This window comes from Candidatus Alcyoniella australis, assembly GCA_030765605.1.
Classification (GTDB): Bacteria; Lernaellota; Lernaellaia; order JAVCCG01; family Alcyoniellaceae; genus Alcyoniella; species Alcyoniella australis.
In genome coordinates, this window is sequence record JAVCCG010000085.1 from 23321 (window position 1) to 48096 (window position 24776).

Annotated in this window: 21 protein-coding genes; 11 read left to right on the top strand and 10 right to left on the bottom strand. The window is 62.8% G+C overall.

Annotated features, from left to right (window positions below):
• Positions 1 to 49 precede the first annotated feature (49 nt).
• From tolQ to ybgF, 6 genes are all read left to right on the top strand, one after another.
• Positions 50 to 769 carry a protein TolQ gene (gene tolQ, locus P9M14_09140; GenBank protein ID MDP8255902.1) on the top strand — a complete coding sequence of 240 codons (720 nt, stop codon included), beginning with the start codon at positions 50 to 52 and terminating at the stop codon, positions 767 to 769.
• 1 nt (position 770) lies between these two features.
• Entirely contained in the window at positions 771 to 1208 is a 438-nt protein-coding gene (tolR, locus tag P9M14_09145; GenBank protein ID MDP8255903.1) for a protein TolR, read from the top strand.
• Positions 1205 to 1993 carry a TonB family protein gene (locus P9M14_09150; protein MDP8255904.1) on the top strand — a complete coding sequence of 263 codons (789 nt, stop codon included), beginning with the start codon at positions 1205 to 1207 and terminating at the stop codon, positions 1991 to 1993. Before tolR ends, P9M14_09150 begins: the two co-directional genes overlap by 4 nt.
• Positions 1994 to 2000: 7 nt before the next feature.
• Positions 2001 to 3332, top strand: a complete 1332-nt coding sequence (gene tolB, locus P9M14_09155; GenBank protein MDP8255905.1) for a Tol-Pal system beta propeller repeat protein TolB — start codon at positions 2001 to 2003, stop codon at positions 3330 to 3332.
• Positions 3333 to 3439: 107 nt separating this feature from the next.
• Positions 3440 to 4114, top strand: a complete 675-nt coding sequence (locus P9M14_09160; protein MDP8255906.1) for an OmpA family protein — start codon at positions 3440 to 3442, stop codon at positions 4112 to 4114.
• A gap of 192 nt (positions 4115 to 4306) precedes the next feature.
• Positions 4307 to 4990 carry a tol-pal system protein YbgF gene (gene ybgF / locus P9M14_09165; protein MDP8255907.1) on the top strand — a complete coding sequence of 228 codons (684 nt, stop codon included), beginning with the start codon at positions 4307 to 4309 and terminating at the stop codon, positions 4988 to 4990.
• Between the two features lie 164 nt (positions 4991 to 5154).
• Here the strand turns inward: ybgF and P9M14_09170 are convergent, their stop codons facing one another.
• The 7 genes from P9M14_09170 to ligA form a co-directional block, all read right to left on the bottom strand.
• On the bottom strand, positions 5155 to 6084 hold the full coding sequence (locus tag P9M14_09170; protein MDP8255908.1) for a discoidin domain-containing protein: 930 nt from the start codon (positions 6082 to 6084) through the stop codon (positions 5155 to 5157).
• 2 nt (positions 6085 to 6086) lie between these two features.
• Positions 6087 to 7004 carry an Ig-like domain-containing protein gene (locus tag P9M14_09175; protein ID MDP8255909.1) on the bottom strand — a complete coding sequence of 306 codons (918 nt, stop codon included), beginning with the start codon at positions 7002 to 7004 and terminating at the stop codon, positions 6087 to 6089.
• A 114-nt stretch (positions 7005 to 7118) separates the two neighbouring features.
• On the bottom strand, positions 7119 to 8528 hold the full coding sequence (locus P9M14_09180) for a sigma-54 dependent transcriptional regulator (GenBank protein ID MDP8255910.1): 1410 nt from the start codon (positions 8526 to 8528) through the stop codon (positions 7119 to 7121).
• Positions 8518 to 10599: an ATP-binding protein gene (locus P9M14_09185; GenBank protein ID MDP8255911.1), complete on the bottom strand. Its 2082-nt coding sequence runs from the start codon at positions 10597 to 10599 to the stop codon at positions 8518 to 8520. The genes P9M14_09180 and P9M14_09185 overlap by 11 nt, the downstream gene beginning before the upstream one ends.
• Positions 10596 to 11594: an AmmeMemoRadiSam system radical SAM enzyme gene (gene amrS, locus P9M14_09190; protein MDP8255912.1), complete on the bottom strand. Its 999-nt coding sequence runs from the start codon at positions 11592 to 11594 to the stop codon at positions 10596 to 10598. The genes P9M14_09185 and amrS overlap by 4 nt, the downstream gene beginning before the upstream one ends.
• Positions 11594 to 11884: an acylphosphatase gene (locus tag P9M14_09195; GenBank protein ID MDP8255913.1), complete on the bottom strand. Its 291-nt coding sequence runs from the start codon at positions 11882 to 11884 to the stop codon at positions 11594 to 11596. The genes amrS and P9M14_09195 overlap by 1 nt, the downstream gene beginning before the upstream one ends.
• Positions 11881 to 13896, bottom strand: a complete 2016-nt coding sequence (ligA, locus tag P9M14_09200) for an NAD-dependent DNA ligase LigA (protein ID MDP8255914.1) — start codon at positions 13894 to 13896, stop codon at positions 11881 to 11883. Before ligA ends, P9M14_09195 begins: the two co-directional genes overlap by 4 nt.
• Positions 13897 to 13987: 91 nt before the next feature.
• On the opposite strand from ligA, the gene P9M14_09205 reads away from it, so the two are divergent.
• The 3 genes from P9M14_09205 (at position 13988) to P9M14_09215 (ending at position 17579) form a co-directional block, all read left to right on the top strand.
• Entirely contained in the window at positions 13988 to 16006 is a 2019-nt protein-coding gene (locus P9M14_09205) for an ATP-binding protein (GenBank protein ID MDP8255915.1), read from the top strand.
• A complete protein-coding gene (locus P9M14_09210) occupies positions 15984 to 16346 on the top strand; it encodes a response regulator (GenBank protein ID MDP8255916.1) in 363 nt (120 codons plus the stop codon). Before P9M14_09205 ends, P9M14_09210 begins: the two co-directional genes overlap by 23 nt.
• Before the next feature lie 78 nt (positions 16347 to 16424).
• A complete protein-coding gene (locus P9M14_09215; protein MDP8255917.1) occupies positions 16425 to 17579 on the top strand; it encodes a response regulator in 1155 nt (384 codons plus the stop codon).
• A gap of 110 nt (positions 17580 to 17689) precedes the next feature.
• On the opposite strand, the gene P9M14_09220 is transcribed toward P9M14_09215, so the two are convergent.
• The 3 genes from P9M14_09220 to P9M14_09230 all read right to left on the bottom strand — a co-directional run bounded on the left by P9M14_09220 (position 17690) and on the right by P9M14_09230 (position 22315).
• Positions 17690 to 18700, bottom strand: coding sequence for a hypothetical protein (locus P9M14_09220; protein ID MDP8255918.1), 1011 nt, complete (start codon positions 18698 to 18700; stop codon positions 17690 to 17692).
• Positions 18701 to 18806: 106 nt separating this feature from the next.
• Entirely contained in the window at positions 18807 to 19781 is a 975-nt protein-coding gene (locus tag P9M14_09225) for a DUF3604 domain-containing protein (protein MDP8255919.1), read from the bottom strand.
• A gap of 104 nt (positions 19782 to 19885) precedes the next feature.
• Entirely contained in the window at positions 19886 to 22315 is a 2430-nt protein-coding gene (locus P9M14_09230) for an alkaline phosphatase family protein (GenBank protein MDP8255920.1), read from the bottom strand.
• A gap of 165 nt (positions 22316 to 22480) precedes the next feature.
• On the opposite strand from P9M14_09230, the gene P9M14_09235 reads away from it, so the two are divergent.
• Together P9M14_09235 and P9M14_09240 are read left to right on the top strand one after the other, a co-directional pair.
• Positions 22481 to 24136: an alpha/beta hydrolase gene (locus P9M14_09235; protein ID MDP8255921.1), complete on the top strand. Its 1656-nt coding sequence runs from the start codon at positions 22481 to 22483 to the stop codon at positions 24134 to 24136.
• Positions 24136 to 24738 carry a lytic transglycosylase domain-containing protein gene (locus P9M14_09240; protein MDP8255922.1) on the top strand — a complete coding sequence of 201 codons (603 nt, stop codon included), beginning with the start codon at positions 24136 to 24138 and terminating at the stop codon, positions 24736 to 24738. Before P9M14_09235 ends, P9M14_09240 begins: the two co-directional genes overlap by 1 nt.
• The last annotated feature ends 38 nt before the right edge of the window (positions 24739 to 24776 follow it).

The following is a 24776-nucleotide window of genomic DNA, read 5'->3' on the forward strand; positions in this document are numbered from 1 at the left end:
AGCCGCAAAATGCCGTCGGTATCCAACATTCGAACGAGGGTAATGCCGCATGCCTGAGACCCTGACCCCGACCCCCGAAATAATCGAGGTCGTCGCGACCGCGGCGAACAAGGGGATCTGGGATTACGTGTTGAGCGCCACGCTGACCGTGCAGCTCGTGCTGCTGCTGCTCGTGGCGATGAGCGTCGCCTGTTGGGCAATTATGATCATCAAGGCCTGGCAGTTGAACAAGGCGGGCAAGCAGTCGGCGCGCTTCCTCGACGTCTTCTGGGAGGTGCGCAACCTCGACGAGATCTACAAGCGCACGCGCGCGATGAGCGACGCTCCCGTGGCCCAGGTCTTTGCCGCGGGCTACAACGAGCTCGACCGCTTCCGCAAGAGCGGCGGCGATCCGCGTCGAGCGCTGGAGACCGTCCAACGCGCGCTGGGGCAGGCGATGCGCCAAGAGGTCAGCCGCATCGAGCGCTCGGTGCCGTTCCTGGCGACCACCGGCAATACCGCGCCGTTCATCGGACTGTTCGGCACGGTCTGGGGAATCATGCGCACCTTTATCGACCTGGAGCGTATGACCGGCACCGCGACGCTCAAGACCGTGGGCCCAGGCATCGCCGAGGCGCTGATCGCCACGGCCATCGGCCTGTTCGCCGCGATCCCCGCGGTGGTGGCCTACAACTATTTCGTCAACCGCATCCGCGTGATGGAGATCGAACTCGAGAACTTCGTCGCTGAGTTCCTCAACATCATGGAGAACCACATCCTCAAGGCGTAAGATGGCGATCCCCACCCCGGGCAACGGCGGTCGGCGCAGGCTGTTAAGCGAAATCAACGTTACGCCGTTTGTCGACGTAATGCTGGTGCTGCTGATCATCTTCATGGTCACCGCGCCGCTGCTGACCGAGGGCATCCGACTCGATCTGCCCAAGGCCGACGGCAAGGCGCTCGATGACGCCCCATCCGAACGCGTGATCATCAACATCAAACAGGACGGATCGCTGTACATCGGCAACAACCGCTACGAGCAGCCGGAGAAGTTCTACGCCACGATCGAGGCGATCTACCAAAACCGTCCGGACAAAGACATCTACGTCCGCGCCGATAAAGACGTGCCCTACGGCGTGGTGATCGGCGTGATCTCCGATGTCCAGCGCATCGGCGTGACGCGCGTGGGCATGATCACCGAGCCGGGCAAAACGCAGGATGAGCGATGAGCAGCGGCTTTGGTCGCCGCGCCCAGCCAAGCCATCCGGCCGACCGCCGGATCGTAATCAGCGGCGTGTGCCTGAGCCTGGCGCTCAATGTGATCATCCTCACCGTGCTGTTCGCGGGCATGTCCCAGGTGCGAGCGCGGCAGTTCGAGCTGGGCGATGAGCTGCCCTTCAGCTTCATGCCCGCCGAATTGATAATCGACGATTCGAGCCTCAATCCCGCCCAGGCGCCGGACGTGGCGCCGCAGCCCGAGCCCGAGCCGATCGAGCCGCCAAAACCGGCGAACACGCCCAAACCGCGTACGCCCGAGGTTGTCGCGCCGATGCCGCCGACCCAGCCGGCCAAGACGCCGCGCATTAGGCGCACGCCCGAGCCCACGCCGGACGAGGCGCGCCAAGCCATCGAGCGCATCCGCGAGCGCCGCGAACAAAGCGGCGGCCAGGTCCGCGGCTCGGTCACCCTGCGCGGCACCGGCGGATCGGGCGTGGGCAACCGCATCGTCTCGATCTATCTCAACACCGTGTACAACAAGATTATGAACAACTGGACCTCGCCGCCGGGACTTTCCGGAGACAACGAGGTCTCGGTGGTGATCCACATCAAGATCGACTCGAGCGGACGAATCACCTACCGTAACGTGATAAAGTCCTCGGGCATCCCGGCAGTCGATCAGCAGGCGTTGCGCGCGGTGGACAAGGCCAACCCGCTAAATTCGCCGCCCGAGCTGATTAAAAACGTGGTGGCCCAGGACGGCATCAACCTCAGATTCTTCCCCAGCGGGAGGTGAGGACCCTGTGAACAACGCCCGTTTTGCCCGAAAAACGGTATTTATACTGTGCATGGCCTTGCTGCTGCTCACGCCGCTGAGTGCCGAAGCGCGCTTCACCATCGACTTCATCAACCAGACCCTGGACAAGATCCCGGTGGCCGTGCCCGAGTTCTACAACATGGGCACCGGCGCCAATAATGGCGACCTGGCGCAGCAGGCCACGCAGATCATGGTCGACGACCTGCACTTGTCGGGCTATTTCAGCGTGCGCAATCCCGCGCTGTACATCGAGGATCGTTCCACGGCCGGGATTACGCCCGAGACCATCGACTTCTACGACTGGAAGCTGATCAACGCCGAGCTGCTGATCAAGGCCGGCTTCACGGTGAGCGAGGGCAAGCTGACCATGGAGCTGCGGCTCTACGACGTGTTCAACGGCTCGCTGATGCTCGGCAAAACCTACCAGGGCCGTCCCGAGGACTACCCGGAGATGGTCCACCGCTTCGGCAACGAGATTGTCTATCTGGTCACGGGCCAGGAGGGGATCTTCGGCACCAAGGTCGTGTTCTTGCGCGGTACGGGCGACAACCAAGAGATCTACACGGTCGGCATCGACGGCCGCAACCTGACGCGGATCACGGCCAACAACGTGGGCGACCTCAGCCCGGTGTGGGACTCCGCGGGAGAACGGATCTATTACGTCAGCTATCTGGACGGCACGACCAAGATCTACTCGGTCAGCGCCGAAGGAGGCCGGCCCAAGCTGGCCGTGGGGTACGAAGGGCTCAACGCCACTCCCTCGATCTCGCCCAACGGCAAGCGGATGGCGATGACGCTGTCCAAGGACGGCAACTCCGAAATATACACTTCGAACCTCGATGGCCGCGCCCTGCGGCGTCTGACCGCCTCCTGGTCGATTGAGGTCAGCCCCTGCTGGTCGCCCGAGGGCAATGAGCTGGTGTTCATCTCCGACCGCTCGGGCACTCCCCAGGTCTACAAGATGGCCGACGACGGCAGCGAAGTGCGGCGTCTGACCTTCGAGGGCGGCTACAATCAGACGCCGGAATGGTCCCCTACCGGCGATAAAATCTGCTACTCGGGCCGTTCAATGGGCACGTACGACATCTTCGTGATGAACGCCGACGGCTCGTATCGCTTCAATCTAACCGAGGGCGTGGGGAGCAACGAGGATCCTTCGTGGAGCCCCGATGGCCGAGCGATCGTATTCAGCTCTACCAGAGGCGGAAGAGGCCGCACGCTGTGGATAATGAACATTGACGGCAGCTATACAAAACAGTTGACAACCCCAGGGGGATTTGATACTTCTCCGTCGTGGGCTCCTAGACTACTCAAATGAATAAGTGCGCCATAACCCAGGGACTCTACAAAAGAAATTCGATTGGCTGGTTATCCGAAAGGGTATTAAACAGCAGTATTTCCATAATTCCGCAAGGAGGTAATTGCATGAAGACCACTATCCGTATTGCGATGGTGTTGTCCATGGTCTTCCTGATGGCGATGTTTGTCGGTTGTAAGAAGTGTGAGCCGACCATGCTTGACGGAGCGAAAACGGCCATTGCCGACGCCAAGGCCTGCGGCGCCGCCCAGTACGCCCCGGACAGCCTGATGGCTGCCGAGGACGCTCTGGCTGAAGCCGAGGCGCTGTGCGCGGATAAGAAGGTGGACGAGGCAAAGGTCAAGGGGCTGGCGGCCGAGCAACTCGGCAAGAAAGCCCTGAATGATTGCGAGGCCGCCAAGGTGCCGCCTCCTCCTCCGCCTCCGCCTCCGCCGCCTCCGCCTCCGCCCCCTGCTGACATGGAAACGATCCTGTTCGACTTCGACGATTACAGTGTTCGTTCCGATCAGCAGATGATGCTGAACCAGAACGTGGGTACGGCAAAGCAGAACGGTGCGATGATGTGGGTACTCGAGGGCCATTGCGACGAGCGTGGCACCGTAGAGTACAACTTGGCGCTCGGCGATCGCCGCGCCAACTCGGTGAAGAACTTCATGGTGAGCGCCGGTGTCGCCCCTGGACGCTTGACCACCGTGAGCTTCGGCGAGAGCAAACCTGCTGACCCGGGCCACAACGAAGCCGCCTGGGGTATGAACCGGCGGGTGGAGTTCAAGGAAAAGTAAACGACTTGTTCTCCGGCGGGGTCCCCGGTGCAACACACCGGGGACCTCGCATATCAGCATTGTGGTAAACCGATGTTTTCAAACCGTAGCGAACTGTCCCGTCTATTACCGCTCATCGCCGCGATCTGCGCGCTGATTATCCTTCTTCCGGGCTGTATCAAGACCCGATACACGATCGTTCTGGAACAACAGGTGTCAGACCTACAGGTGCGCGTCGACGAGCTCGAGCGGCAGAACCAAGAGCTGCGCTCGATCTTCGACAGCATCGGCCCGAACATGGCCAGCGCCACCGCCGACATGGACCGCATTCGCCAGGATCACAGCAAGCTCAGAGGATCGGTCGAGGAGCTTGGGCACGAGCTGGACCAGTTCAAGAAAAGCTATCAGGACATCACCCCGCGCGTGGAAAGCGCCGAACGCAGGCTTTCGGCCATAGAAAGCAAGCTGGGAATCAAGACCGACACAACCCCGGCGGAAACGCCGCAGCAGCAGAATCAGGGCCCGAACGAGATGGAGTTGCTCAAAGAGGCCGACAACCTATTCCGTGCCGGCAACTACGAGGCGGCCAAGGCCCGCTATACCGAATTTCTCAAGAAGCACCCCAACTCATCGTCGGTTCCCGACGCGCAGTTCATGCTCGGCGAATGCTTTTTCGAACAGCGCGCCTACGACTCCGCGATCCTCGAGTACGACAAGGTGGTCACGCGCTACAGCAGCTCGCCGCGGGCGCCCCGGGCCTACCTCAAGCTCGGATTCTCTTTCTACGAGCTGGGCGAGATGGTCGATGCGCGGATCTTCTTTGAGAAGGTAATCAAAGACTACCCGGGCACCGAAGAGGCCGAACTGGCCAAGAAGAAACTCGACCTGATCCGCTGAACAGCCCCCGTAGATAAACATCCCCAATCGTTAGTCTTGGAATCGCTCGTTGGATTGCGACCTTCTTACTGAGTGAGTTTGGCCGTGCAGCTCCAAGCTGCCGCGGGGTGGCTCGTTGGTTGACGACCTTCGCACTGCGCGAATTTTGTGGCAGCTCAAAGGTGCTAGTAGCAGCCCTCGTCCGGCTCGGTATAAGGATAGCCCCAGGCCTCGAATTCGATGATCTCGTACTCGTTGTACAGTGGGAACGCCGAGTCCGAGTGCTGGAGCAAAATCGCCACCCACCAACCGCCGAAGGGCGTTGGCAGGTCGAATTCCTCGGTCCCGCCCTGACCGTTGGTCTCCACGTAGACCGTCACCCAGTCGTCCTCGACCGGCTCGGTGGCCGCATAGCGGTCGGGGTTGACGCGAATCTCGTACTCGTCGGCAAAGGCCCGCTCGTCGCTGTTCCAGACGATCTTCAGCTGTTCGATCTGGATGTAATCGTCGAGGTAGACCTTGAGCCACTGCGGATTGAGGTGGTTCTCCGAGGAATCCCAGCGGGTCCCCGCATCGCCGTCCACGGCCTTGTCCGGCGAGTTCTGCGGACTCCCCGAGGACGTGGAGCTGGACGTGGCCGCCTTCTCAAAGGCCTGGTTGGTCGGATCGTCGTTTTCGATCTGCTCGATCTGCGCGATCGTCGGATCGGAAACGTTCTCAGCCGCGTCAGTGGCCGTAACCGCCAGGGTATTGGTGCTCAGCGGATCGAGGTAAACCGTCACGCACCACGAGCCGTCGACCTCGACCACCGTGTTGGCGTCGGCCAGTCCGCCGGTGATCTCGACCCGTGAGCCGGCCTCGGCCAAACCGGTGATGGTCTGCAACCCCAGATGCGTCGGACTGAGCACCGGATCGACCAGCGGCGGATCGGGCGGCGTTGTATCGGGCGGCTGTTCGTCGTCGTCGTCGTCAACATCGTCGTCAAGGTCGTCGTCATCGTCGTCGGAGTCGGTGTCCGTCGAATCGCGACAGGCAACGCTGAAGGCCAAAAGCATCGCGAGCAGCGCTACCAGCAGCCACAACGACACCATGGAGAAACGTATCTGATTTTTCATGTTCAACACCCCGGATCGACCGGCCAGTCCTCTGCGGACACGCCGTAGATCTCAAATTCTGCAATTGCGTAACGCGCGCGACCGGTCAGCTCGTTGATGTCGCTCCCCTCGAACAGCACTATCGCCACCCAGCGCGCGGTGAACGGTTCGTCGAAATCGATGTATTGCGTACCGCCGGTTCCCATCTGCTCGACGTGCGCCACGTACCAGTTGGGCTCCTCCAGCGCGCCATCCTCGTGGGGGTCCGGCGGGCTGGGCAGGTCGCTGTAGTAGACCACGTAGTCCGTGGCGAACATCGAGGCCTGCCAGACGATCACCGCCCGCTTTACGATCACCGTATCGAGTCGCTTGACCCCGTACCACTGGAGACGCCGGGCCTCCTCGTGAAACGTGTTGGTGCTGTTGTGCCACCAGGTGGCCGTACTGCCGTCGATCCCCTTGTCGGCCGTGCACTCGGGGCACTCGGTTCCGCTGGTGCTCCCTGCAAAGGCCAACCCCTCGAGCGACAGGTTCTGCTCCTCGGGACCGGAGTTCGGGTCTTGCACGATGGAGACCAGGGCCGGGTCGCTGATGTTGCCCTCCCTGTCCGTGGCCGTAATTTCCAGATCGTTGGACGTCGCCTGGTTGAGGCTGACCGTCACGCACCATTCGCCGCCGATGTTGTCCGCGGTTGCGCTCGCCGATTGGGCCCCTCCGCGCACGTTGATCGCGGCGTCGACTTCGGCCGTGCCGCTGATGCTCTGGACCAGCAGCGGCGTGGGGCTGATCACCGGATCGACGTCGGGCGGATCAGGAGGTTCAGGCTGATCGTCGTCGTCGTCCGTAGAATCGTCGTCGTCCTCGGCGTTATAGGGGGTCTTATTGTCTCCGGTGCAGCACACGGCCAAAGCCAGGACAGCGGCCAGCAGTAGTATTAACAACAGCTTAGCCGACAGATAACTTCGCCTTGGCAACATGGTTCCCTCGCGCTTGCGCCCCAGGAAGTGAAACTCGCCGATAGTTATTTACAGGATCGTATTTCTTGACCGCCGGTGTCAATCCCCGGCCGCCTCATCGCGCCGCAACCCGAGCTCCCGAAGCTTGAGCTGCAGGCCCTTGCGGCTCAACCCGAGCAGCTCCGCCGCGCGGGTGACGTTGCCCTCGGTGCGGGCCAGGGCGCGTTTGATCAGCTCGCGCTCCAACGCGGCGGTGGCCGATTTCACACGCGGCTTAAGCCGCAGATCGTCTTGATCTCCCTCGGGTCGATCGTCGCCCGAACTCAGGGCGATGCGCGAACGCGCGCCCACGACCTCGGAGGGCAGGTCCTCGGGCTCAAGCTCGTCTACGTCGGCCAACAGCAGCGAACGCTCGAGCACGTTCTCGAGTTCGCGCACGTTGCCCGGCCAGTCGTAGGCCGCCAGCGCGGCCAGCGCCTCGGGCGAGATCTTGGCACGCGGTCGGTCGAGCCGGTTGCGCAGCCGGTCGATCACCGTCTGGGCGATCGCCGCGATGTCGCCTCGCCGCTGCCGCAACGCCGGCAGTTGCAGCGGCACCACGGCCAGCCGATAGTAAAGGTCCTCACGAAAGCGCCCTGCCTGAACCTCCTGCTTCAAATCGACGTTGGTCGCGGCGACCAATCGTACGTTGACGTGGATCATCCGTACGCCACCCACGCGCTGGAACGTCTGGTCCTGCAGTACGCGCAGCAGCTTGACCTGCATTGAGAGCGGAATCGTGCCCACCTCGTCGAGGAACAGCGTGCCGCCATCGGCCAGCTCGAACCGTCCGGGCTTGCTCGCCGTGGCGCCGGTGAACGCCCCCTTCTCGTGGCCGAACAGCTCGGACTCGAGCAGGGTCTCGGGAATCGCGGCGCAGTGGACCGGGATGAACGGTCCGTCGCACTGCGAACGCTCGTGGATCATCCGCGCCAGCAGCTCTTTGCCCGTGCCGCTCTCGCCCATGATTAAAATCGTCGAGGGGCTGTCCGCGATTTTGCCCACCACGCGCTCGAGCTCGAGCATCTTCGGATCGTTGCCCAGCAGCGGCACCAGCGCTCCCGGACGGTCGCCCGCCGGCTCGGCGCTGGACAGCCGACGCGTGGCAACGGCTTTATCCAATGCCTGGGCCAACTCGTCGGGATCAAACGGCTTGGTGAGAAAATCAAATGCCCCGCGGCGCATGGCTTCCACTGCGTTCTCCACGTTGCCGTGGGCGGTGAGCATCAGCACCGGCAGGGAGCCGTCATGAATCTTGATCTGCGCCAGCAGCTCCATGCCGTTCAGCCCGGGCATCTGCAGGTCGGTCAGCACTACGTCCGGCCGCTCGCTGCGGATCAGCTCCAGCGCGCGCGCGCCGTCTTCGGCCTGCACCACCTGATATCCGTGGCGTGCGATCTGGCCGGCGAGCACCTGCCGCATGTTGTCCTCATCCTCGACGATTAATATCTTCGCGTTCTCAGCCGTCATTCGCTTCCCCTGTATGAACCTCGTGGGTTGCCCGTCGATCGGGCAGCCAGAACCTGATCAGCGCGCCAGGACCATCGGGCTGCGCAGCCTCGATTATACCGCCGTGGGCCTCGACAATCCGTCGGCAGGTCGCCAGGCCCAGTCCGGTACCGCCGCGCCGCTTGGTGTAAAACGGTGTAAAGATTTTATCGTGGTCCGCCGGGTCGATGCCCGGTCCGTCGTCGCGCACCGCAAACAGCACGCCATCGCTCCCTGCCCTGACCTGACGGCCGATGGCAAGCTCGATGCGCACCTCGCGCCCAGCAGCGATCTGCGCGGCGTTGAGCACCAGGTTGATCAGCACCTGCCCGACCTGCTCGGGGTCGGCGTAGAGTTCGCCCGTCGGATCGCCGTGCTCCTGGCAGCTCAGCTGAGCGCGGGCCAGCGCCGGGTCGGCGCGCAGCAGCTCGCAGGTGCGCCGGGCCAGTGACAACGGGTCGAAGCGTTCGCGTCGCAGCGGCGAGGGGCGCGCATAATCGAGAAACCGTTCGAGCACGGCCTTGAGCCGGTCGGTATCCTCGAGAACGATGCGCAGCCACTGGCGCTGCTGCTCGGGCAGCTCCTGGGCGTCGATCATCTGCGCCGCGCCGCTGAGCGAGCCCAACGGATTCTTCAGCTCGTGGGCCAGGCCCGCGGCCATCTGTCCCATGGCCGCCAGCCGTTCGCTGTGTCTAAACTCAGCCAGCACCTGCAGGCTGTCGAGCTTGAGGCCGATCTGGTCGCCCAACGCGCGCAACACATCGAGCTCCTCCGCACCGTAGGCCCCGGCGCGCTGGGGAGCCAGCAGCCAAGCGGCGAGCAGCCTGCCTCGAGCTCGAATCGGCACCGCGACCTCGTACCCGGCGTCCTTGAGCAAGGTACGCACGGCCTCGAGCGCCACGCGCTCGTCCCTGCGTCCTCTGCCCAGGGCGTCGTAGATCTGCTCGCCCAGTCCGGCGAGCGTCAATACCGCGCGACTCGAGGCAAGCTGTGTCACCAGCCCCGACGAACCATGAATCTGCGGCCCGGGCACATCGGAAAACGGATCGAGCTCCCCGCCCTCGCTCACCGCGTAAAGCGCCGCCCCCTTGGCCCCCACGCCACGCGCAAGCTCCGAGGAAACGAAGCGCGCCAACTGTTGCGGTTCGGTGAGCGTCACGGTCTCGGATTGCAGGCGGCTGAGCATCCGGCCCATCACCAGCCGGTCGCGCTGAAACAGGCCGCTGACTCCGCGGGCGATGCGTCCCACCAGCGGCTCGTAGAGCAACAGCACCATGAACCCGGCGGCGAAGATCGACAGCACGAAACGCAACGGTTCGCTTCCCGCCCAGTAGACCAGCAGGCCGAACACCAGCGCCAGCACCAGCGCCGAGGCGGCGAACGCCGCGAGCTTGCCCAGCAGCTCGGCCAGGGAGAGTCGCGAGCGCTCGACAGCGGCCAGGTAGAACACGTAGAGAAACAGCACCTGCGAAAGCGCTGCCAGCGCCTGCCAGGTCTCGCTGTCGAACCACAGCACAGCCGCGTTGAGAGTCCAGGCCAACAGCCCGGCGCCAAAGGTCCACCACTGCTGCCGTCGAACCAGGGCCGAGGGCTCGGACAGCGAACGGACGAGGATCATCCCCAGCACCAGCAGGGTGGAGCCGAACAGATACAGCGCCCGCGCCGCGGGCCAGGCGTGCGGGTATTGCCGCTCGAGGGTTTCGATCGACCTGCCCAGCAGGTCGACCGGGCTCCAGAGGTGCGAGAGGCCCACAACGAATACCAGCGCCAGGCTGACTCTCAGGGTCCACTTCAGCCGCACGCCGCCCACGCCGAGCATTGAGGCGATCAGCGCCAGCAACGCCAACGGCAGCAGCAGCCCGCCGAAAAACGACAGCTCGCCCCACGCTCCGCTCAACCGTTGCAGCACGATCCCCAAATGGATCAGCAGCAGCGCCAGGCAGACCAGGGCGAACGGTCGGCGCAGCCGCCCGGCGCGTCTGCCCGCAGCCAGCACGGCGATGATCAGGATCGCCAGCGCGGCGAAGATTCCGGCCTGGGTCGATGGGTTCATCGCAGCATTTTGGCGTCGGCGCCGCAGTCGCCGCAGCAGCCGCCCTCAAGCCGCTCGATGCGCACCGAGTAGCCTGAGCGCCGCACCAGCTTGGCCCCGCAGTTGTAGCAGTCGGTGTCTGCGCCCGTGGCCGAGGCCACGTTGCCCAAGTAGACGTAGCGCAGACGCTCGCGCGCGATCTGCAATGCCCGCTGCAACCGCGGCAGCGGTGTGGGCGGCGTCTCGCGCCGGTAGTTGGGAAAGTAGCGCGAGATGTGGAACGGAATCGACGGATCGACCGTGGCCAGCCAGCGCGTCAGGTCGCGCATCTCGGACTCGGAGTCGTTGAGGTCGGTCACCAGCAGCGTGGTGACCTCGACGTGCACCCCAAGCTCCACCGCGCGCTCGATGTTGCGCCGCACCGTGTCCAGCCGTCCGGAGCAGACCTCGTGGTAGAACTCCTGACGGAAGCTTTTAAGGTCGATGTTCATTGCGTCGCTCAGCGAGCAGATGCGGTCCCAAGGGTCGGGCTCGGCATAGCCGTTGGTCACCAGTATGTTGAGCAGCCCCTGTTCGCGCACCAGCGGCATCACGTCCATCAGGTACTCGAACCAAACCACCGGCTCGTTGTAGGTGTAGGCCAGACCCACGCTGCCCTCGCGTCCGGCGTTGTCGGCCAGTTCACGGGCCGCAACCCGGCGTCCCGCGTCGCGCTCTGCGCCGTTTTTCAGCGACCAGTTCTGGCAAAAATCGCAATCCAGCGTGCAGCCCAAACCGCCCACCGAGAGTACACGCGATCCGGGCCGAACGTGATACAGCGGCTTCTTCTCGATCGGGTCCAGGGCGCTGGAGGCGATCACGCCGTAGTTGTCGGCGAGCAGCACTCCGGCGTCGTTGAGCCGCGTTGTGCATTGGCCACGTTTGCCAGGTGCGATCAGGCAGTGCCGCGGGCAGAGCAGGCAGCGATACACGCCGTTGCCCAGTTCCTCGTAATATTCAGCGCGCTTGGTCTCCATCATTTCACTCCGAACCGACTGTAGCCCGCGGGCTGGGTCGGCGCGACCTCCAGCGAGTCGACCCTGGCCGGGGACGGCCCTTGACGGCACCAGTCGATCAGCTCGTCCACCGCATCGGCAGCGCCCTCGGCGTGCAGCTCGACCGAGCCGTCGGCCGCGTTGCGCACCCAGCCGCAGACGCCCAAAGATTCGGCGCGCTCAACCGTGGATGCGCGAAACCAGACCCCCTGCACCAGGCCGCGCACGCACACGAACAGCGCCTTGGTCTGCGAAGTGTGCACCCCGCTCATCCGTGCTCCAACATCTCGAGGAACCGCTGCTCGTCGATCACCTTTACGCCGAGCTTCTGGGCCTTGCTCAATTTGCTCCCCGCTCCCGGCCCGGCCACGACCAAGTCGGTCTTGGAGCTGACCGACCCGGACACCCGGCCGCCCGCGGACTTGATCCGCTCCTTGGCCTCGGCGCGGGTCATCGACTCCAGCTCTCCGGTGAGCACCACGCTTTGGTCGGCGAACACACCTTGCTCGATCTGGGCCAGCGGCTGGGGCTCCACGCCGTGATCGAGCAGCCGACCGATCACCTCGCGGTTGGCCGCGTCGGAAAAGAAATCCACGATCGAGCGCGCGACCTTGGGACCCACGCCGTCAATGGCGGTCAGCTCGTCGTACTGCGCGCCGAGCAGCCCGTCAAGCGTCCGATAGCGCCGGGCCAGCAGTTCGGCCACCGTCTCGCCGACCATACGGATGCCCAATGCGGCGAGCAGCCGGTTCAGCGACACGTGTTTGCCGCGTTCGAGCGCCTCGACAATGTTGCGCGCGCTCTTGAGTCCCATCCGGTCGAGCTCGGCCCAGGCTGCCTCGCCTAAATCGTAGAGGTCGGCCGGGCTGTGCACCAAGCCGCGCTCCACGAGTTGGTCGATCAGCTTGTCGCCCAGGCCCTCGATGTTCATGCAGCCCTTGGAGGCGAAGTGCTTGAGCGACTCGGCGAGCTTGGCCGGGCAGGCCAGGCCCACGCAGCGATAGGCGGCGTCGCCCGGCGCGCGCACCACTGCCGAACCGCAGGCCGGACAAGCCCGGTGGCGCTCGGGGATCGAAAATTTCCGCTCCGAGCCATCGCGCTGATCGACAAGCACCTCGAGGATCTCGGGGATCACGTCGCCCGCGCGTTGTATCAGCACTTGGTCGCCCTCGCGCACGTCGAGGCGATCGATCTCGTCCTGGTTGTGCAGGCTGGCGCTGCGGATGGTCACCCCGCCCACAGCCGCGGGATCGAGCTTGGCAACGGGCGTCAGCGCGCCGGTGCGGCCGACCTGGACCTCGATGGCGTTGACGCGGGTCTGCGCCTTCTGGGCCTTGAACTTGACGGCTATCGCCCACCGTGGGTGGTGCGCGGTCGCTCCCAAACGCCCTTGCAGCTCGAAGTCGTCGACCTTGACCACCGCGCCGTCGATGTCGAAGGGCAGCTCGCGCCGCTGCTGCTCGATCCAACGCACCGCGTCGATGGTCTGCTCGATCCCCTCGCAGCATTGCGCCAGCGATCCGGCGTGGGTCGGCAGCCGGTAGTTGCGCAGCAGCTCGAGAAACGCGCACTGGCCGCCGGCTGATCGATCCGCTCCGCCCGGCGCGTAGAATACGATGCGCAACGGCCGTGCGGCCGCGATCTGCGGATCGAGCTGACGCACCGACCCGGCGGCCGCGTTGCGCGGATTGGCGAAAGTCTTTTCGCCGGCCTCCTCCTTGGCCTGGTTGAGCCCGGCGAAGTCGCGCTTGCTTAGGTAGACCTCGCCGCGCACGCGTAGCTCGTCCGGAGCGGAGTCGGGCAGTCGCAGCGGCAGGCCGCGGATCGTGCGTAGGTTCTGGGTGACGTCCTCGCCGATCAGACCGTCGCCGCGCGTGGCTCCGATCGTAAACAGGCGGCCGCTGTAGCTCACCTGCACGGCCAGGCCGTCGATCTTGGGCTCCACCGCGTAGCGGATCGGTCCCTCGTTTCCCAAGAAGCGGCGCACCCGCTCGTCAAAGGCGCGCAGCTCCTGGTGGTCGAATGCGTTTTGCAGCGAGAGCATCGGCCGCGCGTGCACGACCTTGTCAAACCCCTCCAGCGGCGCGCCCCCCACGCGCGCGGTGGGCGAGTCCGGCGCGGTCAACTCGGGGAATTGCCCTTCGAGCTGGGTCAGCTCGCGGAACAGCCGGTCATACTCCTCATCGCTGATCGACGGGGCGTCGAGCACATAATAGCGATGGGAATGTTCGTCGAGCAGCTGTCGCAGCTCGTCGATCCGTTTGCGCGCCGCATTCAAGTTCACTGAGGCAAGATATTACATCGTCCGCGCAGCTTCAATAATCAGGCAGCAGATGCACGGACCGATCGAAATAGGATAGAATCGAAAAAGCTGTATGCGGTATTTCAGTATCTACATCAAACTGATCATCTACTTCCTGCTGATCAGTGTTCCGCCGATCCTAATCATGGGTGTGCTCAGCTTCGTCGAGGTCACGCGAATCGTGCGCGGCGAGACCGAGCGCGTGTTGTCGTTGATCGCCCAGTCCACCGCCAACCAGATCGGCCGCGCCCTGGACGAGAACATGCAGGACGTGCTGCTGTGGGCAATGCTCTCGGACGTGGGTAAGTCCCTGGACCAGCGGACCCTGAGCAACCAGCGACGACTCCAGGATCTGCTGGATCAGCTGGTGATGACCAAATCGGGCTACGACATCCTGATGGTGGTCGATGTCAACGGCAGACTGCGCGCGGTCAATAAGGTCGGACCCGAGGGCCAACGGCTGATCAGCGGTTCGGTGATGGAACGCGACTGGATGAGCTCCTCCAACGAATGGTCCCGCGGGGCGCTCGCCGGTGAACCCGTGCTCGGGCCGTGGCATTACGACAGCCAGATCGAAATGATCTACGCCCATGAGCCGCGCTCTTACTCGATCATCATGTCCGCACCGATCCGCCGCAAGGGCGGCAGCCGGGTAATCGGCGTCTTCGCCGCCTATCTCAATTGGATGGACATTCAACGCCAGCTCGACCGCGTGCGCGAGGACGTGGTCGGCGTCTACAACGTCAACCTGGCGCTGATTACCGCCGACGGGCGCAAGGTCATCGGTTACCGTAACCGCGAACGTTACGGCGACACCTACCTGGAACGCGCCAAGCTGCCGCCCGAGGCCTTCAGTGCGGCAAAGAGCACCTTCGGCTTCTCCTCACCGCTCAAGCGGACCCTGGCCTACGCCACGGTCGAAGTCCCCTCGGCGCCTCAAAGTCCGTCCTGGCTAGTCTGCGTCGATGTGCTCGACCGCGATATTTTCGCCGCGACGTTCCAGTTGCGCGACACGTTCCTGCTGATCACCGGCCTGGCGGTGTTCGCGATTATCGGCATGGTCAACTTGGTCTCGCGGATGATCACCCGTCCGCTGCTGATGCTGGTCGACGACGCGGCGGCCGTGGCCAAGGGGGATCTGGACCGCGAAATCAAAATCGACTCGGTGGACGAGATCGGCGTGCTGCAGAACGCCTTCCACCTGATGACCGACGCCATCCGCGAACGCGACCGCAAGCTGCAGGAGATCATGCACGACCTGGAACGCGCCAACCGGCTCAAGAGCGAGTTTTTAGCCAACATGTCCCACGAACTGCGCACGCCGATGAACTCGATCATCGGCTTCACCTCGCTGACCATCGATCGCGCCGGTGATCTGCTGCCGCCGCTGCACCGTGAGAACCTACTGCGCGTTAAAAAGAACGCCCATAACCTGCTCGAACTGCTCAACGGCATCCTCGACCTGAGCAAGATCGAGTCCGGCGGCATGGATATCTTCGTCGAACCCTTCGAGGTCGGCCAACTGATCGACTCGATCATGACCATGGTCCATCCGATGCTCGATAAGAACAGCGTGCGCATCGAGCGCAGACTGCCCGACGACCTCTCGCCGCTACGACAGGATCGGACCAAGGTCCGGCAGATTCTGGTCAACCTGATGTCCAATGCGGTTAAATTCACGCACGAGGGATTCATCAGAATCAGCGCCGAACCCCTCGATACCTGCGAGGCGCTGGATAAGCCCGCGGGTTACGAAGGGGGCTGGATCGCAATCGCGGTCGAGGACTCGGGCATCGGTATCGACGAGCAGAACCTTAAGGTTATCTTCGACGAGTTCTGGCAGGTTGACGGCGGGCCGACGCGCCGTTACGGTGGAACCGGCCTCGGTCTGTCGATCAGTCGCAAGCTGGCCGGCCTGCTCGGAGGTACGATAACGGTCTCGAGCATCATGGGGCAGGGCTCGACCTTCACGCTGATTCTGCCTGCGGACCTGGACGCATTCGAACACACCCAGGAAACTCAGCCGGATGTCCAGGCGGCGTTCGAGACTTTCCTGGAGGATTCAAAAGATGAAAACGATTCTGATAATTGAGGACGTCGAGGACAACCGGGAACTGCTGGTCCAGTTCCTCAGCGCCGAGTATAAGATCTACGATACCGACGACGGCGAAAGCGGAATCGACATGGCCCGCAGCATCGTTCCCGACCTGATCCTGATGGACCTGAGCCTACCCAAGGTCAGCGGATGGGAAGCAACGCGTGTGCTCAAACAGGACGAGCGGACCAAAGCGATCCCGATTTTAGCGATCACCGCCCATGCGATGGTCGGCGACGACGCTCGGGCCAAGCTGGCGGGTTGCGACGGCTATCTGAGCAAACCGGTCGATTTCGAAGAGCTGACCTCAAAAATCAACGAGCTGTTGGTAAGCTAAATGATTGCCTTCCAGTGGCTGATCGTAATAATTTATCTGCGGTCGCGCACAACTTAAGCGACTAACGGAGACCAGCGGATGCCGCGTATTCTCGTGATCGAGGACAACCAGGATAATCGCGAGATCATCTGTGAGTTCCTTGGCAGCTACGGGTTTGAGACCATTGTCGCGGTCAACGGCGAAGAGGGCATCGAGCAGTTCAACAAGAGCAAGCCCAGCCTGGCCCTAATCGACGTGCTGTTGCCCAAAGTCAACGGCCTGAAGGTCTGCGAGACAATCAAGAACTCCGCCCAGGGCGAGCAAACTCCGGTAATCATGATGAGCGCCTTGTACAAGACGCCGGGGCTACAGCTCGAGGCCAAGACCAAGTACGGCGCCGACGACTACCTGATCAAGCCGCTGGATCTGATGAATCTGGTCAATCGGATCTGCAGCCTGCTCAAGCTGGATAAAGATAAGTTGTTGGAAAACGCCAAGGCCAAGGAGGAAGGCGCCAAAGCCGGTCCGCCGCGGGCGATCCCGCCGTTGCCGATAAAAGGCTCGACCGCCCAGTTCTCCGCCCTGGACTGTCTGCTGTGGATGCACAACAGCGCGCTGACCGGCACATACGTACAGACCCAACGCAATGTGCACCGTACGGTTTACGTGCTTGAGGGCTATCCGGTCTATGTGGCATCGAACCTGCTCAGCGAAACCCTGGGCAAGATCCTCTTGGCCAACGGCAAGATCAGCGACGAGGACTTAACCCGCGCCAGCACTACGGCCAAGCAGAGTAACTCGCCGTTGAGCAGCATCCTGCGCAAGCTCGGGATGCTCGATGCCAACGAGATCACAAAGGCGCTGCTCAGCGAAACCCATCAACGTCTGATCAACACCATCGGCTGGTTCGACGGCGAATACCAGATCAGCGAGGACTCGTCCTGGATCGAGAAAATCAAGCGCCCCAAAGTGCCGCTGGAGCAGCTTGTCTACGAGAGCATTAAGCGCCACTACTCCCACGAGCGCATCAGCGCCGCACTCAAACCGGCCCTGTCGCTCAGTGTCGAGAAGATCCCGGAGAAGCTCGATATGGTTCCGCTGATCCAGTGGGATATCGAAGAATTGGAAACATTCGCCCTGATCAACGGCGAACGCAATCTGGGCAAGATCCAGCAGATGTCCAGCCAGCCGGCCTCCGAGAGCATGCGCACGATCTTCACGCTGTTCAAACTCGGCATCGTAATCTTCATCTAGGGCAAAGATCGTAAAAACGATCTTCGGCTCCTTTGAGGTGCTGCCGCGGGGTGGCCCGTGGCATTACTACCATCGAATTGCGCGATGCCCCCGGCTCAAAGCCGGGCGTGTCAGTCCAGGTGCCACAGTCCGAGCATAAAGCCCCGGCCGCCGTTATCGGACACATGGTAGTAGCGGCCGTGCTGCGAGCCGATCGACTCGCGCTGCCGGTCGAGCCAGTCGATCTCGAACTCGCCGCCGTTGCCCTCGATATTGTTGTACTCGCCGCGCAACAGGCCCTCGAATCCGCCCGCCAAGTCAATCGTCTTGCCGCGCAGCTCGCCCGAATCATCGCCCTTGGGCACCCAACGTCCACGCTGGTGGCCGAACAACGCACCGTCGGGATCTTCCCACTTGGCCTTGAACACGCCGCCCACATGCTCGGGCTTGTGCCGCCAGCGACCGGAAACGAATCCGGTCTGGCCTTCGTCCAAATCCTCGAAGGCCGCAATCGCCACCGCGTCGTTATACGCGCCCGAGGGCTCGACCTGGATCATTTCCTCCAAATCGCTGATCGGGATCTCGCGCTGGTAAGGGCCGATGCGCAAGTTGAGCATCGGTTCCATGCCCGGCTGCTCCTCGTCCGGCAAAGCGTAGATCTGCAGCAGCAGACCGTCGGAACAGCAGTAGATCGTCGAGTCCCAGGAGACCACGTTGCGCTCGGGCCGCTGGATCAGACTGTCGTGCGCCTCGAAATAGACCGTACGCAGCACGAGCAGGCCGCCCGAGGAGACGCTGATCTCGCCTGAATAGTCCAACGGCTCAGGGAATTCAGGATCGAACACCAGGTTGCCCCAGACCACGCGCATGTTGAACACCCGCACGTCCTGATCGTCCACCACGTCGTTCTTGAAATCCGGATCATCGGCGTAGGGATCGTCGAACTGTTCGTCCTGGGTCATCTCGAGGATCTCCTCGTCGCCGAATCCCGGGTTCTCGTCGTCAGTATCGTAGTTGTCATCATCGACGCCGTCCCACGGATCTCCGGCAGTGGTGCGCCCCGCGTCCTGCGCGTCCAGCCCGCAGCCAGAGGCGACCAACGACAGGGCGACAATCAGCGTCAGACACAAATACGTCCTCATCATTCACCTCCCAATTTCAGTAACCGCTTGTATCAGTCAGACGGTGGTGGGAATTGAAAGGTTAAACGCCGGGCGGGGTCGGTGAGGATGAATAGATAGATGCGGATTAGATAAGGTCGACCCAGATCGGCGAGGTCCAGGCCATCTGGCCGTCTTGCTGGAATATCCGGGCGTAGTAATAGGTCGAGCCGGCCAGTGCGGAGTTATCCTCGAACGTCAGCAGGCCCGGATTCCAGGCCGGGGTCTCCGGCTCGAAAATCAGCCAGGGCTCGGCCGGAGCGTTCTTGACGATCTCCACGCGCACGATGGGCTGCGGCGCGTAGATCTCGATTTCGATGTAGCGCGGATCGTTGCGGCCGCGGTATTTGTCCGCCAGGTCGTAGGGGTTGACCGGATAGCCGCTGAACGGCTCGTCGTCGTGCAGGAAGTAGACGTTCTTGTCCGAGAACACTTGCGATGTCCACTCGTAGGCCAGGAAGGTCACGAAGCAGCCGGGGTCGTTGAACTCGCGGCAGACGCGGCAGTACTCGTCCCACTGCGGCGGGTTGATCTGGTGACGCAGGAACTGCGGATGGACAATGCTCTCGGTGAGGTAGCCGTGGTCGGTAAGCGCGGCAAAATCCAGCAGGCTCTTATCGCGGGCGAACTCGTAGAACTCGGCGTCGCTGCCCAGTCCGTCGCTGACCAGGCTGTGACCGTGGATTTGGCCCCACAGCATGCGCGGGTGATTCGGATCGGCGCTGACCTCCAGCGGATTGGACCAGACCTGGATTCCGGCGGCGCGCCACTCCAGCCGCAGCCGATGCACGCCCTCGGCTGCGGGCCCGGCGGGCTCAAAGATCGCAACGCCGTTTTGGTCCGTGGTCAGGCTCAATGCGCCGAGGTATTGCTCGGAGCCCTGCGCGCCCTCGGCGAACAGCTCGATCTCGAGACCGTTGCCCGAGTAGTTTAACTGGTTGATGAAATAGCCCAGCACCGCGTCGCCGTCGGTCTGCACATACACGCCGCCCCAACGTGTGTGGGGCCGACGCTGCTCGTCGTGGCCCGCCCAGTCCGTGCCGTGCTCAATGGCCAGGGCCACCAGGCCGTGGGTCAGCAGGCCGCCTGTAAAAAGCGCCTGCGGCTAATCGCGGCCCGGGGCCGGAAAATGCGAAAGCTACGCGTCATTTCCCCCGCCGGGGACGGTTAATCGAGCAGGCCGTGCTTGCGTGCGTACTCCAATGCCCGTTGCGCGTCTTGCACGTACTGCCGCGCCTCCTGGGCCTCCTCCTCTTCGCCCTCTTCGCCGTAACGCCAGCCCACCGAGTAATAGTAGGGGAAGGGCTCGCCCGGATGCTTGTTAAGCCAGGTGACCTCGGCCAAACGTTCGACCTGGTCCGGCGCGTTCCAGTTGGCGTTGTCGCAATATTCCTGCATCGGCAGCCCCTTGGCGTTGACCGCCGGGGCCACCGGGTTGGGCTCGTATTCGTAGGGCGTGGTGTCGACGTCCATGGTGAACAGGTCGTACATCGGTGCGGCGTACTCGTCCCATTTGCTCATCGGCGGCACGCCGAGGATCAGCTCGATCGTCATCCAGATGCTGGACATAGTGTAGAATACCGAGCTGACGTGCCCGCGTTTGACCCAGGGGCTGATCGCCATGCCGATGGTGCGGTGCGGGTCAATGTGGTCGGTGCCGGCTTGCGGATCGTCCTCGGTGACGAAGACCGCGATCTCGTTCCAGTCCGGACGGTGGCTCAGATAGTCGATCAGCTTTCCCAATCCCGCGTCGTTATCTCCGACCATGTAGTCCATGGTCGGAGAGCCCGACGAGCTGCCGTAGGTATGGTCGTTGGGCAGCACAATATAGACGAACGGCGGGAAAATCCCGGCCTCCATCTCGCGGATAATCTCCTCGACCTTCTCATTCTCGTCGGAGGTGCGCATGTTCCAAAAGCTGTATTTAAAGTCGATGTAGGGCGCGAAGCGGTCGAGGTCGGTGGCCAGTCCGATGATCTGGCCGTAGGCGCGGAACTCGATGCCGTTGTCCAGCATGTTGTGAAAGACGGTCTTGCGCTCGAGGGTCGCCGCGTGCTCCATGTCCGACGCCGGCACCCGCCCGCCGGAGAGCCAGGTCTTCTCGGCGAAGTCGTTGCAGTTGGCGGCCGTGGCCCAGAAATGGCCGATAATCGAGGTGTCGGCCTCGACGTAGTAGTTATCCAAAAGCGCGTAGGTGCGCGTCAACTTATGGTGGTTGGGAGTCACGTCGCAGAAGTCGCACAGCTCCGGATCACCCTCGCCCTCGGTCATGTCGCCCAGCAGCTGATCGTAGGTGCGGTTCTCCTTGAGTATGAACACGACTTTCTTGATTTGCTCACTGGGCTGGCCGAACTCAAAGGGGATCGGGGACTGGGCGCCCTGAGTATCGAACAGGTTGTCGAACCACATGTAGTCTTGCTCGACCGTCTGGGTATAAGCGGCGAGCTGCGCGGAGTCCGGCAGGTCCACGGCGGTGACCGAGCCGTACCACTGTCGATGCACCCTGCCGGCTCCCGCCGAGCCCGTGCCCTTGCCGTTGACCACGTAGAGTTTGGCGGCCTGCTCGTCGAGCTCAAGGTCGTTGGGATATTGTCCCACCGGGATGCGGCCGAGGATCGAGCCTTCGGCAGTGTCGATTACGCTCACACAGTTGTAGCCGGCCTCGGTCACGTAGAGCTTCGAGCCATCGGCGGTCACTTCGGCGGCATTGGGCATCGCGCCGATTGTGCCGCTCTTTTGGTCGTGCAGATCCCAGGTGTCGATCACCGTGTCCTCACTTGTATCGATCACCGTGATCGTGTCCGTGTCGGCCGAGGTTACGTAGAGCCGATTGTTGGCCGCGTCCAGCGCCATGCCCTCGGGCGCCTTGCCCACGGGGATCTCACCGATCACCGCGGCGCTGGCCTCGTCGGCCACGGTCAAGCTCTCCTCGCCCCAGTTGGAGGCGTAGACCTTGCCGTTGTCCAACACCACGTCGTAAGGGTAGTTGCCGGTAATGAAGTACTTGATCACCGTGCCCGAGGCCAGGTCAAAGGCCACGACCTCGTTGGCCAGGTTCATCGCCACCCACAGCACGCTCTCGTCCGCGCTGAGTTTCATTCCCGCCGGATAGCCGATCATCTCCAGCGAACGGCTGACCGCGGGCACGCCGCCGCTGATCGTGTATTCCAGGATCTTGTGGCTGGCGCCCATCGACTGCCAGAACTTGTCTCCGGCCGCGTTGAAGGTCGCGCCGTAGAACGGGATGCCCTGATTGTCGGTGTCGAGCACCTGCAGCGGGTCGGCGCTGAGGATCGTCATCGCCGGAAACTTGGTGCTGCCCGCGATCAACGTCTGGCCGTCGGGGCTCAGCGCGATCGACACCGGGAAGCGATTGATCGAGACCGTGGTCCCGGCCGGAGTGATCACCCGCCCCATATAGGTCAAATGGCTGCCCTCGCCGATATAGCCCGGCCGTAAATAGGCGTCGGGATCGGGCGCGGGGTCTTCCTTGTTTAGGCCGGCAGGCTCCGAGGAGCCGTTGCCGGGAATTTCGCAACCGGCCGCAAAAGCCAGCAGTACGAATACGGCCAATATCGATAAAAAGTATCTATGCATCGGCTGCTCCAAGCAGGAGACGGAAGGATAACAATTTCAGATGATATCATGCCGACCCAATCCGAACCAATGTGAGGTAAATCGGATAATTCTCGCCAATAGCCAGGTTGTGGTTTGATCGTGCGACCGGCGGTTGTTACACTTACCGGTTGCAGGAGGAATCAGGTGAAAAGACTTACTCTGCTGATACTTACGTTTATCGCGCTGCTGGGCCTGCTGGTGTGCTCCAGCGCCCTGGCCGCGGAGCGCACGCGTACCGGCATGCTCTCGATCAACCTCAAGGGCCAGGTCATCGGCGCGGAGCGTTATGAGATCTACTACCATGAAAACGGCAATGTCAGGGCCAACGGCACCATCGGCCTCAAACAGGAAAACAGCAGCACCGAGCTGTTGACCGACCTGCGACTCAAGGGCCCGGACGAGACGTTCGAGGGATACCAACTTGAGGCCGACATCAACAAGGTGCCCAACAGCCTGTCGATCACCCTCGAAAACGACAAGGCGCGGGCGCAGGTGATCTCGGTAATGGGACAGCACGACAAGCTGTTGGAGATCGACCCGCATACGCTGATCGTCGAGAATAGTGTGTTCCACCTCTACCAGCTCGTGGCCGACCGCTACAACTTCCGCATCGGTGGTAGGCAAGAAATCAACGTTATTCTCGGCACGAGCCTGACGTACCATCATACCTGGATCGAGTTTCGCGGGCGGACGCCGATCGCCGTGGGCGAAAAGACCTACTACGGCAAACGGCTCTATCTCGACCTGGAGAATTTCGGCGTCCATATCTGGATCGACGACGATGGCGAGCTGCTCAAGGTCGAAATCCCGATCCAGGGCCTAAGCGCCACGCGCACCGACTACACCGGCCTCGAGGTCGACATCGCTCCCGCACCTAAATATCGGCCGAGCGCCGATCTGATCTATCGCAACGTCAGTTTCAAATCGGGTGATTATCAGCTTGCGGGCACGATCAGCCTGCCCGCCCTGGCTGTACGGCCGCTGCCGGGCCTGGTGTTTATCAACGACAGCGGTCCGCAGACGCGCAACGGGATCGTGCCCAAGATCGGGCTCTACATCGGCACCGGCGAGCTACTGGATGAGTTGAGCAAGTTCGGATTCGTGGTGCTGCGCTACGACGAGCCGGGGGTCGGCCAAAGCCAGGGGGCCTTCCCCCTGTCGAGCCTGATCACCACCGAGGCCGACGTCAACGCGGCGCTACAGATGCTTGCCGGTCGGCCGGAGGTCGATCCGCAACGGCTGGCGGTGATCGGACAGGGCGAGGGAGCGATGATCGCAATGCGAATCGCGGCGCGCAATCCGGCCATCAAGGCCTGCGCCCTACTCGCACCCAGCGCCATGCCGCTGAACGAACTCGCCGTGTGGCAGGTGCAGCGTAGGCTGTCGCAGCAAGGTGCGCAGCCCGACGAGTGGAAGAACGATCCGGTGGTCACAACTTTCGACGAGGCGCGCGACAGCGACGAACGCTGGACCGTGGTCGCAATGAAACCGGTGGACCTCAACGTATTCCGCGAGCTGATCAATACCGCGCCCCAGCAGCAGGTCACCAAAATCCGTGTGCCGATGTTCATCGCCGCAGCCGGCCGCGACGCCCAAATGCCGCCCGGGCAGGGGCAAACGCTGGCCACGGCCGCGCGCAACGGCGGCAACGCTTCGGTACGCTACAAACTGTTCGCCGAGCTCGACCACTTCTTCCGCCGCGGCACCGGCAGTATCTCCGACTACTCCGACGAGACGCGATCAATCGATCGCGAGTTCCTCGATGCCCTTGGCGACTGGCTGCGCGAGGCGCTCAAATAGTGCTCACAGCGCTGCTGCTGGCCGCAACGCTCGCGGTTACCGACGCCGCCCCGCCCCTGGTTGCAGCGGTTGACCAGACGGCGGTGTTGCACCCGACCGCAGACGCATTGGACGACGGAGACGCGCTGGCCCAGATGCTCTCCGGCAAGACCGAGCCCGATGAGGTTCGAACCGTCGCGCCCCATCGCGGCCGGTATTACAAGCCAGAGCAGATCGAGCTGATCATTACGCGGGTGGCGATCGACGAGCAGATCAATCCCTACCTGGCTTTGGCGTTAATCGAAACCGAATCGAGCCTCAATCCATACGCCGCAAGTCCGGCGGGCGCGCTGGGCCTGACCCAGATGCTACCGGCCACGGCGCGCCGCTTCGGCGTGGAAAACATCTGGGACCCCGAGCAGAACGTGCGCGGCGGCCTGCGCTACCTCAAGTTCCTGCTCGGAATTTTCGACGGCGACCTGCGGCTGGCGCTGGCGGCCTACAACGCGGGCATCCCAGCAGTGCTTTACTACGGCGACGTGCCGCCCTACAGCGAGACGCGCAGCTTTGTGGCGCGAATCTTCCGCCGCTTCAGCGAGCGGATGTTCCAAGGACGAAATTAGCCCGGCTTTCGCATGCGGGCGCTTGAGGTTAAAATGTC